Source organism: Polaromonas sp. CF318 (assembly GCF_000282655.1).
Lineage (GTDB): Bacteria > Pseudomonadota > Gammaproteobacteria > Burkholderiales > Burkholderiaceae_C > Polaromonas.
In genome coordinates, this window is sequence record NZ_AKIV01000015.1 from 11,308 (window position 1) to 25,487 (window position 14,180).

The following is a 14,180-nucleotide window of genomic DNA, read 5'->3' on the forward strand; positions in this document are numbered from 1 at the left end:
GCATGCGCAGACGGGGCACGCCATGCAGAAAGCGTATGCGCTGTTTTGGGGAGCGCCGATGCGCATCGGGCGAGCCGCTCTTCGCTGCCCGCCGGCAAGCCCCGCCTCAACTCGCCGCGCGCGGCTTATTTCTTCGCGTCGTTCTTTGCCCGCAGCTGCTCGAGCTTTTCAGCGATTTTCATTTCCAGCCCCCTGTTAACCGGCCTGTAAAAGCCCGGGGCCCGCATGCCTTCGGGAAAGTAGTTTTCACCGGCCGCGAAGCCGTCTTCCTCATCATGGGCGTAACGGTAGTTTTTCCCGTAGTCCAGCTGCTTCATGAGCTTTGTTGGTGCATTGCGCAAATGCAGGGGCACCGGGCGGGTGCCGTCCTTGGCGATAAACGCCTTGGCCTCGTTGAAGGCCTTGTAGACCGCGTTGGACTTGGGCGCCACCGCCAGGTAAATCACGCACTGGGCCAGGGCCAGCTCGCCTTCGGGGGAGCCCAGGCGCTCATAGACCTCGGCCGCGTCCAGCGCCATGCGCAGCGCGCGCGGGTCGGCCAGGCCTATGTCCTCGCTGGCCATGCGCACCAGCCGGCGCGCCATGTAGCGCGGCTCGGCGCCGCCGTCGAGCATGCGCATGAACCAGTAGAGCGCGGCGTCGGGGTCTGAGCCGCGCACCGATTTGTGCAGGGCCGAGATGGTGTCGTAGAACTGCTCGCCGCCCTTGTCGTAGCGGCGCAGGCGCTCGCCCAGCACCTTGAGCAGCCAGGCGTCGGTAACCCCGGTGACCTTCTCGGCCTTGGCCGCCACGCTGAGCGACTCCAGCGTGTTGAGCAGGCGCCGCGCATCGCCGTCGGCATAGGTCACGAGGCGGTCCACGGCCTGCGCATCGATGGCGGTGATGGCCGGCAAGGCGTTTTCGGCCAGGACTTTGTCCACGATCTGTTTCAGGTCGGCCTCGCCCAGCGGCTGCAGCACATAGACCACCGCGCGCGACAGCAAGGCCGAGTTGACCTCGAACGAGGGATTTTCGGTGGTGGCGCCTATAAAGGTGAAAAGGCCGCTCTCCACATGCGGCAGGAAGGCATCCTGCTGGCTTTTGTTGAAGCGGTGCACCTCATCGACAAACACGATGGTGCGCCGCCCGCCCTGGGCCTGCCAGATGCTGGCCTGCTCCACCGCTTCGCGGATGTCCTTGACGCCGCCCAGCACAGCCGAGATGGTGATGAAGTGGGCGTCAAAGCTGCTGGCCATGAGGCGCGCGATGGTGGTCTTGCCGACGCCGGGCGGGCCCCACAGGATGCAGCTGTGCGGCTGGCCGGACTCAAACGCGATGCGCAGCGGCATGCCTTCGCCCAGCAGGTGCTGCTGGCCTATGACCTCGCCCAGGTTTTGCGGGCGCAGGCGCTCGGCCAGGGGCTGGTGGGGGGTGGACGCGGCTTTCACGGGGAGGCTGGAAAACGGAAGGTCAAGGGGATGATGAACGGCAATGACACGAGTCTAAGCCACGGAGCCCGACCCGGCGGCAGGGTTGCGGCAAGTCAGGTACAACGCCAATAACCTTCAGGAGGAATCCTCATGCCAAGCCCCGAAACACTGGAACGATTTATCGCGCGCGTGGAACAAAACGCCCATGCCGAGGCCATCGCGGAGTTCTACACCGAGAACGCTTCCATGCAGGAAAACCAGGCCCCGCCCCGCGTGGGGCGCGCCAATTTGATCCTGGGCGAGCAAAAGGTAATGGAGAGAGCGAAGTCCCTGACATCGACCTGCGTGCGCCCCGCCCTGCTCCAGGGCGACCACGTGGTGATCCGCTGGATCTTCCGCTTTGAATGGCAGGACGGCAGCCGCACCGAGATGGAGGAACTCGCCTGGCAACGCTGGGAAGGCGAGCGCATCGCGGAAGAAACCTTTTTCTACGATCCCGCGCAGCGGCTTCCCAAGCCCCCGGTCGCCTAGAACCGGTTTTGTTTACTGCCGGATCACGTCCGCGCCCTTGGGCGGGGTGAAGCGGAAGGTATCGGCCGGCAGATTGGGGTTGACCTCGACCTTGCTGAAGCTCAGCACCGAGCGCTGGCCGAAGCTGTCGGTGATCTCCAGCGCGGCCAGGCCGGAGGATTTTTCGCCGGGGCGAAAGCCCACGCGCACGGACTGCAGCTGGCCTTCCTTGGTCTTGGGCGTGGCCACCACCCATTGCAGGCCGCCGGCATCGGGCGCGGCGGCCAGCGTGAAATCGGCCTGCAGGGCGCGCAAGTCGGGCGCCGCGGCAATCAGCGCTGCGGGGGTGGAGCCCAGCACGCTGGACTGCTTGCGCGAGGTGACCTGGTTCAGGTCCACGTCGTGCAGCCACAAAGTCTGGCCGTCGGCCACGATGCTTTGCTCAAAGGGCTTCTTGTAAATGAAGCGAAAGCGGTTGGGCCGGGAAAACTCAAACGTGCCGGTGGAAGTCTTGCTGCGCGCGGCCTGGCCGTCCCTGGCCGGCGCGGTGACGACCTGGGTGAATTCGGCGCGGCCGCTGCTGACGGTCTTCACGAAAGCCTCCAGGCTGTCCAGGCCGTCGGCCCAGGCGGGATGCGCACAGGCCGCCACCAGCATCGTTGCAATGTATTTCTTCATGATCGTCACTCCGCCCTTGCGGGCACCAGGATGTCGCGCTGGCCGCTGCCACTCATGGCACTGACCAGCCCGGCTTTTTCCATGTCTTCGACCAGCCGCGCGGCGCGGTTGTAGCCGATCTTGAGGTGACGCTGCACCAGCGAAATGCTGGCCTTGCGGTTCTTCAGCACGACCTCCACGGCCTGGTCGTACATCGGGTCTTTCTCGCCGCTGCCGCCGTTGCCGCCCTCACCCAGCAGGTCGCCGTCCTCGCCATCGACCGTGCCACCTTCGAGCACGCCTTCGATGTAATTGGGTTCGCCCTGCTGCTTGAGGTAGGCCACCACGCGGTGCACTTCGTCATCACTCACAAACGCACCATGCACCCGGATTGGAAAGCCTGTACCACTCGGCATGTAAAGCATGTCACCCATTCCCAGCAAGGCCTCGGCGCCCATCTGGTCCAGGATGGTGCGGCTGTCGATCTTGCTGCTGACCTGGAAGGAGAGGCGGGTCGGGATGTTGGCCTTGATCAGGCCGGTGATCACGTCCACGCTGGGGCGCTGGGTCGCCAGCACCAGGTGGATGCCGGCGGCCCGGGCTTTTTGCGCCAGGCGGGCAATCAGCTCCTCGATCTTCTTGCCGACCACCATCATCAGGTCGGCCAGCTCGTCGATCACCACCACGATGTAAGGCAGGCGCTCCAGCGGCTCGGGTTGCTCGGGCGTGAGGCTGAAGGGGTTGTAGATGAACTCGCCCTTGGCCTTGGCCTCGTCCATCTTGGCGTTGTAGCCGGCCAGGTTGCGCACGCCCAGCTTGCTCATGAGCTTGTAGCGCTTTTCCATTTCGGCCACGCACCAGTTCAGGCCGTGGGCCGCCTGGCGCATGTCGGTAACCACCGGGGCCAGCAGGTGCGGAATGCCTTCGTAGACACTCATCTCCAGCATCTTGGGGTCTATCAGCAGCAGGCGCACGTCGCGCGCATCGGCCTTGTAGAGCAGGCTCAGGATCATGGCGTTGATGCCGACCGACTTGCCCGAGCCTGTGGTGCCGGCCACCAGGCAGTGCGGCATCTTGGCCAGGTCAGCCACCACCGCGGCGCCGCTGATGTCCTTGCCCAGGCCTATGGTGAGCAGGGACTTGGCTTCGTTGTAGACCTGCGAACCCAGGATTTCGCTGAGCTTGATGGACTGACGCTTGGCGTTGGGCAGTTCCAGCGCCATGTAGTTCTTGCCTGGAATGGTTTCGATCACGCGGATGGAGACCAGGCTCAGGGCGCGCGCCAGGTCCTTGGCCAGGTTGACGACCTGCGAGCCCTTGACGCCCGTGGCCGGCTCTATCTCATAGCGGGTGATCACGGGGCCGGGCGCGGCGGCGACCACACGCACCTCGACGCCGAAATCCTTGAGCTTTTTCTCGATCAGGCGCGAGGTCATCTCCAATGTCTCGGGCGCAACGCCCTCCTGGCGCTGCAGCGCGCCGTCCAGCAGGTCGACCTGCGGCAGCTTGGAATCGGGCATTTCGCTGAAAAGCGGCTTTTGCCGTTCCTTGGCCACGCGCTCGCTTTTGGGAATGTCGACCAGCACAGGCTCAATCAGCACCGGCACCGGGTGGTGTTCCTCGATTTCGATGCGTTCGTCGATCAGTGTCTCCTCACGCTCGCGGGCGGCCAGCTTGCCGAAGGCCAGGTCTTCGGCGATTTCGCGCTTTTCGCGGCGCGAATCGATCAGGTTGTCTATCCAGGCGCCTACGCGCAGCGCCACATGGGCCCACGAAAAACCAAAGACCGCCGACACGGCAATGACGCCCAGCGCGATGAACACCAGGCCGGAGCCGGCAAATCCCAGCCACTTCTCGCCCTGCACACCCGCCAGGTAGCCGAGCACCCCCCCCGCATGGCCGGGCAGCTTGAATTCAAAGCGGTAAAGCCGCGACCACTCCAGTGCCGCGCTGGCCAGTAGCAGCAGCAGCAAGCTGAGCCAGAAACGGATGCGATGGGACTCCCCGGCCTCCAGGGGTTCGCCGCGCAGCCAGCGCGCCAGCGACCTCAGCCAGGCTTGGCCGCCCGCGGCCAGTGCCCACCAGACCGAAAAGCCCAGCAGGTAATAGCTGGCATCGGCGAGCCAGGCGCCCACGCGCCCGCCCCAGTTGAGGGTCGCGGCATGGCCGCCGGCCACGGCTTGCGCGGTGCCGGAAGTCGACCAGGCCGCATCCTGCGGCGAATAGCTGAGCAAGGCGGCCAGCCAGAAAACCAGGCCGAGCAGGCCCAGGATCAGGCTGACTTCATGGGCAAAGCGTTTGATGCCGCCGGGCGCGCCCGTGACGGGGGAGTTTCTGGAGTTCAGGGTATCGAGTGAGTAAGTCATGGCTCACTTGAAGCTTACCGCAGTTGAGTGCAAGCCTTGAAGGAGCGCCATGGGCGCCAAACGGGTGGCGGGCGATCGGCCGGGCGTGTTAACCCAGGGTATGCAGCCGCTCTTTCACGAGCACGGAGCCGTCGTCCCGGGTTTCAATGAAGCCGCGCTCCTCCAGGTCCTTCATGACCCGGCTGACCATCTCGCGCGAGGCGCCGACCATCTTGGCCAGATCCTGGCGCGAGACCTTGTCGCGGATCACGGTGTTGCCGGTGCCGTCGTCGCTGGCGAACTCCAGCAAGGCCCTCGCCACGCGGCCGTAGACGTCCATCAGGGCCAGCGACTCGATCTGCCGGTCGGCGTGGCGCAGCCGCTGCACCAGGCCCTTGAGCACGGCATAAGCCATGGAGCTGTTCTCGGGCAGGCAGCGTGCGAATTCGAGGCGGCCCAGGATCAGGGCGTCGGTCTGGATCTCGGCGCGCACCGTGGCCGAGTGCGGCTCGTTGTCGATCAGGCTCATCTCGCCGACGTAATCGCCGGGGTGCATGGTGGCCAGAATGACCTCGCGCCCGCGGGCATCGGTGGTGACGACGCGGGCCCGGCCCGTCAGGATGATGGATAGCGCATTGGACTTCTTGCCCTGCTCGACGATAGGCTCGCCGCGCTTGAAGCGGCGCTTGACCACCGTATCGGCGACGGAAGCGGCCTGGGCGGCCGTCAAAACGGAGAAAAGGGGTACCCGGCGAATCAATTCCAGGTTGGACACCATCGTCGTCATATCTGATATCTCCCAACCTCACAAACAACGGGACGTCGCGTGAGTTCTTACAATGGCACGTAATTTATAAAACCCAATGCCGCAAAAGTACTACCTCGACGGTTTTACCTTGCGCTGCGCTTATGCGGCACGACTCTACCCGAGTTCTTACACTTTCCCAATCAGTTTTTCAACATGAAACATTCAAGCGTCTTAATCCTCGGTTCGGGGCCCGCCGGCTACACCGCGGCCGTCTACGCGGCCCGCGCCAACCTCAACCCGGTGCTGATCACCGGCATCGCGCAGGGCGGCCAGCTCATGACCACCACCGAGGTCGACAACTGGCCGGCCGACGTGCACGGCGTGCAGGGACCGGACCTGATGCAGCGCTTCCTCGAGCACGCGGAACGCTTCAAGACCGAAATTATTTTTGACCACATCAACAAAGTCGATTTCAGCAAGCGCCCCTTCACCCTGACCGGGGACAGCGGGACCTACACCTGCGACGCGCTGATCATCGCCACCGGCGCCTCGGCCAAATACCTGGGGCTGGAATCGGAAAGCGCCTTCATGGGCCGCGGCGTTTCCGGTTGCGCCACCTGCGACGGCTTCTTCTACCGCGGCCAGGAAGTCTGCGTGGTGGGCGGCGGCAACACCGCCGTGGAAGAGGCCCTGTACCTGTCCAACATCGCCAGCAAGGTCACGCTGGTGCACCGCCGCGACAAATTCAAGGCCGAGGCCATCCTGATCGACAAGCTGCACGAGAAGGTCAAGGCCGGCAAGATCGAGCTCAAGCTGCACCACACGCTGGACCAGGTGCTGGGCGACGCCTCCGGCGTGACGGGCGTGCGCCTCAAAAGTACCCAAAGCGACGCCACGCAGGATCTCAGCCTCAAGGGCTGCTTTATCGCCATCGGCCACCAGCCCAACACCGACATCTTTGCCGGCCAGCTGGAGATGAAGGACGGCTACATCATCACCAAAACCGGGCTGCAAGGCTTTGCCACCATGACCAGCGTACCGGGCGTTTTCGCCGCCGGCGACGTGCAGGACCATGTCTACCGCCAGGCCATCACCAGTGCCGGAACCGGCTGCATGGCGGCCCTGGATGCCCAGCGTTTCCTCGAACAAGCAGAGTAATCAAAAAATCCCTTATAATTCAAGGCTTTGCTAAATTTGCCCTGTTAATTCCGATTAAGGGGCCGGTTTGGCAGTCTCGGGTTACCGCCACCCTATTCTGGCGAGGTGAGGCAGGCATGACGACAGGCACAGGGTGCTTTCGGCGTGGCTGCTGTTGAAAATACTGGAGTGCATATGGCACGCGTATGTGAAGTCACGGGCAAGCGCCCAATGGTGGGCAACAATGTTTCCCACGCCAACAACAAAACCAAGCGCCGGTTCCTCGTGAACCTGCAATACCGTCGTTTCTGGGTCGAAAGCGAAAACCGTTGGGTCCGCCTGCGCGTTTCCAGCGCCGCCCTGCGCCTGATCGACAAGAACGGCATTGATTCCGTGCTCGCAGACCTGCGCGCACGCGGCCAAGCTTAAGGAGCACCATCATGGCTAAAGGCGCACGCGAAAAAATCAAGCTGGAATCCACCGCCGGCACCGGTCACTTCTACACGACCACCAAGAACAAGAAGACCACGCCCGACAAGATGCTGATCATGAAGTTTGATCCCAAAGCACGCAAGCACGTGGAATACAAGGAAATCAAGCTGAAGTAATTCGGCTCTTCCCGCCAAAAACCCGCCGCATCCCGGCGGGTTTTTTTATGGCCGACAATTTTCTCGCCGCCTTCTTTTACCAACTCGTCGGCCCAGGGTGATGCGCCCAAAACAAAACCGCCCCCGTGAATCAACAACGGAGGCGGCTTGAGGGGTCGGCGGGCCGGCCCAGGCCGGCGGACGGGGTGGCGTCAGGCGCGGGCGGCGCGCAGCTTCAGCGAGAACTCGCGCAGCGCGGCAATACCGCTTTCTTCCGCGCGGTGGCACCAGGCCTGCAGGTCGGTCGCCAGTTGCTCGCGGGAGGCCGAGGTGCTCATCCACATCTGGCGCAGCTCTTCGCGCATGGTGACCATCTTGTCGAGCACGGGGTGCTCGGCGCGGGCCTGGGCCAACTGCGGCTTGGCGGCCGCAGGCACCTTGTCGTCGTCGCGGTGCAGCCAGCGGTTGGCCGCGCGCAGCACGGACACGTCGGCCTTTTTGGCCTTCAGCACTTCGATTTCAGCCTTGCCGGCACGGCGCAGTTCGCGCGCAAAACCGGCCATCACTTCGTAGCGGTGGGCGATCAGGGCTTCCAGCGTTTTCTCGTCAGCCACGGGCTGGATGGAACCCAGCTGGAGCTTGGGCGGCACCTTCTTCACGGCGGCAAGGCCCATTTTTTCGAGGGCGCGGATGTAAATCCAGCCGATGTCAAACTCATAGGGTTTGACCGAGAACTTGGCCGAGGTCGGGTAGGTGTGGTGGTTGTTGTGCAGTTCCTCGCCGCCGATCATGATGCCCCAGGGCGAGATATTGGTGCTGGCGTCGGGTGCCTCAAAGTTGCGGTAACCCCAGTAGTGGCCGATACCGTTGATGATGCCGGCCGCCGTCACGGGAATCCAGGCCATTTGAACCGCCCAGACCGCCAGGCCGGCCGCGCCGAAGAAAGCCAGGTCGATGATCATCATCAGGCCCACGCCTTGCCAGCTGTAGCGGGTGTAGACATTGCGCTCCAGCCAGTCATTCGGTGTGCCATGGCCGTACTTGGTCATGGTTTCCTTGTTCTTGCTCTCGGCGCGGTACAGCTCGGCACCTTCCCAGAACACCTTCTTGATGCCGTGGGCTTGCGGGCTGTGCGGATCTTCAAGGGTTTCGCACTTGGCGTGGTGCTTGCGGTGAATGGACACCCATTCCTTGGTCACCTGGCCCGTGCCCAGCCACAGCCAGAAACGGAAAAAATGCGAGGGGATCGCGTGCAGGTCCATGGCGCGGTGCGCCTGGTGGCGGTGCAGGTAAATCGTCACGCTGGCGATAGTGATGTGGGTGGTCACCAGGGTGTACAACACGATCTGCCACCAGCTGGCGGCGAGCAGGCCATTCGCCAGCCAGTCGAGGGCGGCATCAAACAAAATCATAAAAATCCTTTAAACAACCTGCACCAGCCGCCCATCCAAATTTGTCTCCAGGCGCTGCACCAGACAAGGGTCTTATTGTAAGGCGAACCCCTGCAAACACCAAGTCGCCTGAGGCACAGGCGAAGGGGCAAATCAGTGCGAAAAATCACGAATAAATATGTAACATCAGCCTATCTGTCGTCTTTTGCCGGCAAAAATATCAGGACTTTTGCCATACTGCGGCGAAAAACCCGTCAGTCTGGTGCAAGTAGGGCCAGAGGCGAAGGTAGGGGCCGCGGCAGAGTTTTTCGGCATGTTCCACCCCCAGATGGGTCAACAAAGGCCCGGTTTCAAGGACGTTAAACCCTGTATTGGCCGCGCTGAAGGCTTCGGCAATCGCCTCGTTTTCTTCGCGCAAAACGCTGCAGGTGGCATAAACCAGCCGGCCGCCGGGCTTTAAAAGCCGCGCGGCGCTCTGCAAAATCGCGGTTTGCTTGGCCTGGAGCTCTTCGATGGCCTTGGGTGTCTGCCGCCATTTGAGGTCGGGGTTGCGCCGCAAAGTGCCCAGGCCCGAGCACGGCGCATCGACCAGCACCCTGTCTATCTTGCCGGCCAGGCGCTTGATGCGGTCGTCGCGTTCATGGGCGATGGCCACGGGGTGCACATTCGACAGCCCGCTGCGCGCCAGCCGGGGCTTGAGCGCATCAAGCCGGTGGCCGGAGGTGTCAAAGGCATACAGCCGTCCGGTGTTGCGCATGGACGCGCCCAGCGCCAGCGTCTTGCCGCCGGCGCCGGCGCAGAAATCGACCACCATCTCGCCGCGCTTGGCGTCCATCAGCAGGGCCAGAAGCTGTGAACCCTCGTCCTGCACCTCGATGGCGCCGCGCGTGAAGGCGTCCAGCTTGGCCAGCTGGGGCTTGCCGTCTATGCGCAGGCCCCAGGGCGAATACGGCGTGGCGACGGTTTTGATGCCCGCCTTCGACAGTTCTTTCTGGACATCGGCGCGCTTGTCTTTCAGCGCGTTGACGCGTAAATCCAGTCCGGCCGGCGCATTGAGGCTTTCCACCAGCGGCCAGAAATCGTCGCCCAGTTGCTCCTTGAGCGGTTCCACCAGCCACTGCGGCAGGTTGTGGCGGTGCAATTCCATCAGGTCGCCTGGCTTGACCTGATCGCAGCGGGACAGCCAGTCTTTCTCCTGGTCGGTCAGCGCGCCCAGCAGGAAATCCCGCTCGGCGGCAAAACCCAGGATCGCCAGGCGCCGCTCCAGCGGGCCGCTGCCGTGCTGGGCCAGGTAGGTATAGAGGTTTTTTTTACGCAGCACGCCGTAAATGGTTTCCGCCACGGTGGCGCGCTCGCGCGGGCCGAGCCGATAGTCGCGGAAGTAGCGCGAAACCACCATGTCGGCGGGATGATCAAATTTGAGGACCTGCTTGAGAAGCTCGGAACAACTGTCGAGTAAGGCTTTGGGGTGCATGGCCCCATTGTCCCACCCTTGCCGAGCGGCTCAACCCGGTTCAGTCCATGGCGCGCAGGTAGACGGCCTCAAAAGCGTTGCGTTCGATGTCACCCAGCGTGGGCGAATAACCGGCCCACAGGACCAGCACGGGGCCCGGCAGGTCCAGCGAACGCTCCAGGTCGCGGCACAGCGCATAGCGCGATTCATCATCCAGCCCCGGCAGGTCCAGGAACAGCAGGTAGCAGCGCCTGTGGGCAAATTCCTTGAGGTTCTTGCGCACCAGCCAGGCCCGCGCCACCGGCTTGCAGCGCGCAAGCTGCGCCTGCAGTTCGCCGTGCTCAAAAAGGCTGAGGTCGTGGCGACCTATGGCCTGGAAAAACGGCGTGTCGGTCAGCTCCTCCCAGGCACGCCCCTCGGCTTCTTCCGCCTGCTTGAGCCGTTCACGCCACAAGGCCAGGGCCTTCTCATCAAAACTGCCGTCGACGGCGGGCTGCTCCATCTCTGCCACGGCCACCCGGCAGGCCCACCAGCGGCTGGCCACGCTGTGCTCGAACAGCTGCCCCAGGCAATCCAGGCGCAGCGCGCGCTCCGCGGCCGGCAGGCATTGCGCCAGGCCGCGCAGGGCCCCTGCATGGCCGGGCGTCATCTGCAGCGCGCGCTCGTAGTGGCCGCGGACATCGGCCCGCGCGTCCAGGCGGCGCCGCAGGTTGCCCAGTTCGACCATTTCCTCGGCGTTGTTGCGCTTTTCGCTGGAAGCCAAGGCATCGGCACGGGCCCGCACCCGCCCCAGGTAGGCGTGGTGCTGCTTCCAGTCGCTGGCGTTGTCCCTGCACCATTGCTTGTCGAAATGCGCGATCCATTTCGCGCCGCCGTCACCCAGCAGCGCCAGCGCGGAGCGCGAAGAAGCAGACCATGCCGGCAGGTTTTTGCCGGCTTTCAGCGCCTCCAGCCGGTCGCGCAGGCCCGGATGGGTGTCGTCCACGTCGCTGATGCGGCGCAGGGCCTGCCGCAGCGACTCGCGGGCGAAATCCCCGGGCGGCGCCAGACCCAGCAAGGGCCGCATGGCCGCGTAAGGCCCCACCGGCAGGGCCTGGGCCGCGGCGGCGCTCCAGTGCTCGAGCCAGAACTCCCTGGCGACCCAGTCGCCCTTGACGGCCAGTTCGGTCAGCGCCGCGGCGGCGACGTCCTTGCCCAGCAGCTTTCCGGAAATGCGGTCGGCCTCGTATTCGTCCTGGCGGGCCAGCGCAAAGGTCTTGGCCGAAAAACGCGGAAAGTACCAGCGCAGAAAAGCCTGCGTGGCGGCCGCCACCGGGCCTTCGTCGTTGCGCAGGCCGTGGTTCAGCATGGCCCAGCTCAGGCGGGTGCGGTAGATCCAGGCGGCGAAACGGCCATGGTCGCCTCGCAAATGGCCGTACTCATGGGCCAGCACGGCCAGAAAGCGCGGACGGTCCAGGGCCATCAACAGCGGCAGGCCGATATTGAGGTGGTTGACGCCGCCGCCAAACAGGCCGAAGCGCGGATGCTGCCGGATGCTGGCGTTGAAGTCCGCGTCCAGCCGCACGCAGTGTATGGGCGGACCCTTGATCTTCCTGCGAATACGCTCCAGCGCCTCGAACAGGGCCGGCGCGTCGGCCGGCTGCAACACCACGCCTTCCGGCTCGTCAAAACGGCACCACAGCGCCCGCAGGCTGGTCCAGAGCAATCCCCCGGCCGCGACGACCAGGGCGACATAAAAACCCTTGATGCGCCCATGCATCATGGCGCTGGCGACCCAGGCCAGGATGCCGGCGGACAGCAGCAGGCAACCGACGACCCAGGCGTAACCCAGCGCCGCAAAAGCCGCCACGCTGCGGCGGTAGGCCTTGCTGTCGTCGGCGCTGGCATGCTCGCTCAGGCGCACCAAATGGATGAAATCTGCCCGGTCCATCGGCCCTCCCATTTTTGTTGGCGACAATCTTACCCATGAACCAAGACCCAGACCTGCCGCCCCTGATTGAAACCCCGCCCGGCCTGTACCGCCACTACAAGGGCATGCTTTACGAGGTGGTCGGCACCGTGCGCCACAGCGAAAGCCTGGAGCCCATGACGCTGTACCGCGCGCTTTACGGCGAAAAAGGCCTGTGGGTACGGCCCGCCGCCATGTTCAATGAACAGGTGGTGATAGACGGGGTGCAGCAGCCGCGATTTGCCCTGCAACCCGGCCCGGTGCCCGATTAAGCGCCGTCATCGATAATCGTGGGTTATGTCCGAATCCACCGAAATCGAAAAACAGGTCAAACGCCGCCGCACGTTTGCCATCATCTCCCACCCCGACGCGGGTAAAACCACGCTGACCGAAAAGCTGCTGCTGTTCTCGGGCGCGATCCAGATCGCCGGCAGCGTCAAGGCCCGCAAAGCCGCGCGCCATGCCACCTCCGACTGGATGGAGATCGAAAAGCAGCGCGGCATCTCCGTGGCCAGCTCGGTCATGCAGATGGAATACCGCGACTGCGTCATCAACCTGCTGGACACCCCGGGCCACCAGGACTTCTCGGAAGACACCTACCGCGTGCTGACCGCCGTGGATGCGGCGCTGATGGTGATCGATGCGGCCAACGGCGTCGAGCCGCAGACGCGCCGCCTGCTGCAGGTCTGCCGCGCGCGCAACACACCCATCCTGACCTTCGTGAACAAAATGGACCGCGAGGTGCAGGACCCGATGAGCGTGATGGACGAGATCGAACGCGAACTCGGCATGACGGTCATTCCCTTCACCTGGCCGGTCGGCATGGGCAAGCTGTTTCACGGCGTCTATGACAGGCGCGAAGACCGCATGCGCGTCTTCAGCCCCGGCGAGGAAAAAGCCGGCGGCGACGACGAGATCCTGGCCGGCCTGGACAACGCCGAAGCCGCCAAGCGCTTCGGCGCCGAATACGCGCAAGCCCAGGGCGAAATCGAGCTGGTCGCCGGCGCCACGCCCGAATTCGACCGCGCCGAATTCCTGGCCGGCAGGCAGACCCCCATGTTTTTCGGCTCGGCCATCAACAACTTCGGCGTGCAGGAAGTGCTGGACGCGCTGGTCGACCTGGCGCCCGCGCCCGCCGAGCGCGGAGCCATACAGCGCGTGGTGCACCCCGAGGAGAAGAAATTCTCCGGCGTGGTGTTCAAGATCCAGGCCAATATGGACCCGGCCCACCGCGACCGCATCGCCTTCCTGCGCGTGGCCAGCGGCGAATTCACGCGCGGCATGCGGCTGAAGGTGGTGCGCAGCGGCAAGGAACTGCGGCCCAACACCGTGGTGAGCTTCATGAGCCAGCGCCGCGAGCTGCTGGACACCGCCTTTGCCGGCGACATCATCGGCATCCCCAACCACGGCGTGCTGCAGCTGGGCGACACATTGACCGAAGGCGAAGCCCTGCAGTTCACCGGCCTGCCCTTCTTCGCGCCCGAAATGTTCCGCGCCGTCGAGGTGGCCGACCCGCTGCGCAGCAAGCAGCTGCGCGCCGGCCTCACCCAGCTCGGCGAGGAAGGCGCGATCCAGGTGTTCCGCCCGATTGCCGGCTCCCTGCTGCTGCTGGGCGCGGTCGGCCAGCTTCAGTTTGAAGTGGTCGCCCACCGCCTGGAGCACGAATACGGCGTCAAGGCCCGCATCATGGGCAGCAATTTCAACCTGGCACGCTGGGTCACCAGCGACGACGCCAACGAGCTGAAGAAATTCATGGATGCCAATGCCCACCGCGTCGCACTGGACGCCGTCGACGCGCCCACCCTGCTGGTGGACCACAGCGCCACGCTGCGCGCCGTGGAGCAGCAATGGCCCAAGATCAAGTTCCATGCGCTGCGCGAGCACGCCGGGCTGGTGTTCCAGTCCAAGATGTAAGCGGCTTTCCCCTCGCCTGCCCCAAATGCAAAACGGGCGCCAGAAGCTATCCGGTGGATAGCGGCTGGCGCCCGTTCTTTT

Annotated in this window: 13 protein-coding genes; 6 read left to right on the forward strand and 7 right to left on the reverse strand. The window is 64.2% G+C overall.

Going from position 1 to position 14,180, the window contains the following annotated elements; translation table 11 throughout:
* Window positions 1-125 precede the first annotated feature (125 nt).
* On the reverse strand, window positions 126-1,427 hold the full coding sequence (locus PMI15_RS02145) for a replication-associated recombination protein A (RefSeq protein WP_007863176.1): 1,302 nt from the start codon (window positions 1,425-1,427) through the stop codon (window positions 126-128).
* 132 nt (window positions 1,428-1,559) lie between these two features.
* Between PMI15_RS02145 and PMI15_RS02150 the strand changes: the two genes are divergently transcribed.
* Window positions 1,560-1,940 carry a nuclear transport factor 2 family protein gene (locus PMI15_RS02150; RefSeq protein ID WP_007863178.1) on the forward strand — a complete coding sequence of 127 codons (381 nt, stop codon included), beginning with the start codon at window positions 1,560-1,562 and terminating at the stop codon, window positions 1,938-1,940.
* 12 nt (window positions 1,941-1,952) lie between these two features.
* Here PMI15_RS02150 and lolA read toward each other — a convergent pair whose 3' ends face one another.
* The 3 genes from lolA to PMI15_RS02165 form a co-directional block, all read right to left on the reverse strand.
* Window positions 1,953-2,597 carry an outer membrane lipoprotein chaperone LolA gene (lolA, locus tag PMI15_RS02155; RefSeq protein WP_007863180.1) on the reverse strand — a complete coding sequence of 215 codons (645 nt, stop codon included), beginning with the start codon at window positions 2,595-2,597 and terminating at the stop codon, window positions 1,953-1,955.
* 5 nt (window positions 2,598-2,602) lie between these two features.
* Window positions 2,603-4,942, reverse strand: a complete 2,340-nt coding sequence (locus PMI15_RS02160; protein WP_007863181.1) for a DNA translocase FtsK — start codon at window positions 4,940-4,942, stop codon at window positions 2,603-2,605.
* A gap of 88 nt (window positions 4,943-5,030) precedes the next feature.
* Entirely contained in the window at window positions 5,031-5,708 is a 678-nt protein-coding gene (locus PMI15_RS02165) for a Crp/Fnr family transcriptional regulator (RefSeq protein ID WP_007863182.1), read from the reverse strand.
* Between the two features lie 174 nt (window positions 5,709-5,882).
* On the opposite strand from PMI15_RS02165, the gene trxB reads away from it, so the two are divergent.
* The 3 genes from trxB to rpmG all read left to right on the forward strand — a co-directional run bounded on the left by trxB (window position 5,883) and on the right by rpmG (window position 7,414).
* Window positions 5,883-6,827, forward strand: a complete 945-nt coding sequence (gene trxB, locus PMI15_RS02170; protein WP_007863183.1) for a thioredoxin-disulfide reductase — start codon at window positions 5,883-5,885, stop codon at window positions 6,825-6,827.
* A gap of 174 nt (window positions 6,828-7,001) precedes the next feature.
* Window positions 7,002-7,235 (forward strand): 50S ribosomal protein L28, encoded by a 234-nt coding sequence (gene rpmB, locus PMI15_RS02175; RefSeq protein ID WP_007863184.1) that lies wholly within the window; start codon window positions 7,002-7,004, stop codon window positions 7,233-7,235.
* 11 nt (window positions 7,236-7,246) lie between these two features.
* On the forward strand, window positions 7,247-7,414 hold the full coding sequence (rpmG, locus tag PMI15_RS02180) for a 50S ribosomal protein L33 (RefSeq protein WP_007863188.1): 168 nt from the start codon (window positions 7,247-7,249) through the stop codon (window positions 7,412-7,414).
* Between the two features lie 191 nt (window positions 7,415-7,605).
* On the opposite strand, the gene PMI15_RS02185 is transcribed toward rpmG, so the two are convergent.
* The 3 genes from PMI15_RS02185 to PMI15_RS02195 form a co-directional block, all read right to left on the reverse strand.
* Window positions 7,606-8,805 carry a fatty acid desaturase gene (locus PMI15_RS02185; protein ID WP_007863190.1) on the reverse strand — a complete coding sequence of 400 codons (1,200 nt, stop codon included), beginning with the start codon at window positions 8,803-8,805 and terminating at the stop codon, window positions 7,606-7,608.
* A 199-nt stretch (window positions 8,806-9,004) separates the two neighbouring features.
* Window positions 9,005-10,258: an RsmB/NOP family class I SAM-dependent RNA methyltransferase gene (locus PMI15_RS02190; protein WP_007863192.1), complete on the reverse strand. Its 1,254-nt coding sequence runs from the start codon at window positions 10,256-10,258 to the stop codon at window positions 9,005-9,007.
* A gap of 40 nt (window positions 10,259-10,298) precedes the next feature.
* Window positions 10,299-12,167, reverse strand: a complete 1,869-nt coding sequence (locus tag PMI15_RS02195; protein ID WP_007863194.1) for a M48 family metallopeptidase — start codon at window positions 12,165-12,167, stop codon at window positions 10,299-10,301.
* Between the two features lie 35 nt (window positions 12,168-12,202).
* Here PMI15_RS02195 and PMI15_RS02200 point away from each other — a divergent pair, with 35 nt between their 5' ends.
* Both PMI15_RS02200 and PMI15_RS02205 read left to right on the forward strand, forming a co-directional pair.
* Entirely contained in the window at window positions 12,203-12,457 is a 255-nt protein-coding gene (locus PMI15_RS02200; protein WP_007863197.1) for a DUF1653 domain-containing protein, read from the forward strand.
* A 25-nt stretch (window positions 12,458-12,482) separates the two neighbouring features.
* On the forward strand, window positions 12,483-14,099 hold the full coding sequence (locus PMI15_RS02205) for a peptide chain release factor 3 (RefSeq protein ID WP_007863198.1): 1,617 nt from the start codon (window positions 12,483-12,485) through the stop codon (window positions 14,097-14,099).
* Window positions 14,100-14,180: the final 81 nt, after the last annotated feature.

Bases quoted from the DNA above. Each gene is read 5' to 3' on its own strand.
- lolA (WP_007863180.1), bottom strand. From the start codon at position 2,597: ATGAAGAAATACATTGCAACGATGCTGGTGGCGGCCTGTGCGCATCCC.
- PMI15_RS02160 (WP_007863181.1), bottom strand. From the start codon at position 4,942: ATGACTTACTCACTCGATACCCTGAACTCCAGAAACTCCCCCGTCACG.
- PMI15_RS02200 (WP_007863197.1), top strand. From the start codon at position 12,203: ATGAACCAAGACCCAGACCTGCCGCCCCTGATTGAAACCCCGCCCGGC.
- PMI15_RS02190 (WP_007863192.1), bottom strand. From the start codon at position 10,258: ATGCACCCCAAAGCCTTACTCGACAGTTGTTCCGAGCTTCTCAAGCAG.
- rpmG (WP_007863188.1), top strand. From the start codon at position 7,247: ATGGCTAAAGGCGCACGCGAAAAAATCAAGCTGGAATCCACCGCCGGC.
- rpmB (WP_007863184.1), top strand. From the start codon at position 7,002: ATGGCACGCGTATGTGAAGTCACGGGCAAGCGCCCAATGGTGGGCAAC.
- PMI15_RS02205 (WP_007863198.1), top strand. From the start codon at position 12,483: ATGTCCGAATCCACCGAAATCGAAAAACAGGTCAAACGCCGCCGCACG.
- PMI15_RS02195 (WP_007863194.1), bottom strand. From the start codon at position 12,167: ATGGACCGGGCAGATTTCATCCATTTGGTGCGCCTGAGCGAGCATGCC.
- PMI15_RS02165 (WP_007863182.1), bottom strand. From the start codon at position 5,708: ATGACGACGATGGTGTCCAACCTGGAATTGATTCGCCGGGTACCCCTT.
- PMI15_RS02185 (WP_007863190.1), bottom strand. From the start codon at position 8,805: ATGATTTTGTTTGATGCCGCCCTCGACTGGCTGGCGAATGGCCTGCTC.
- PMI15_RS02150 (WP_007863178.1), top strand. From the start codon at position 1,560: ATGCCAAGCCCCGAAACACTGGAACGATTTATCGCGCGCGTGGAACAA.
- trxB (WP_007863183.1), top strand. From the start codon at position 5,883: ATGAAACATTCAAGCGTCTTAATCCTCGGTTCGGGGCCCGCCGGCTAC.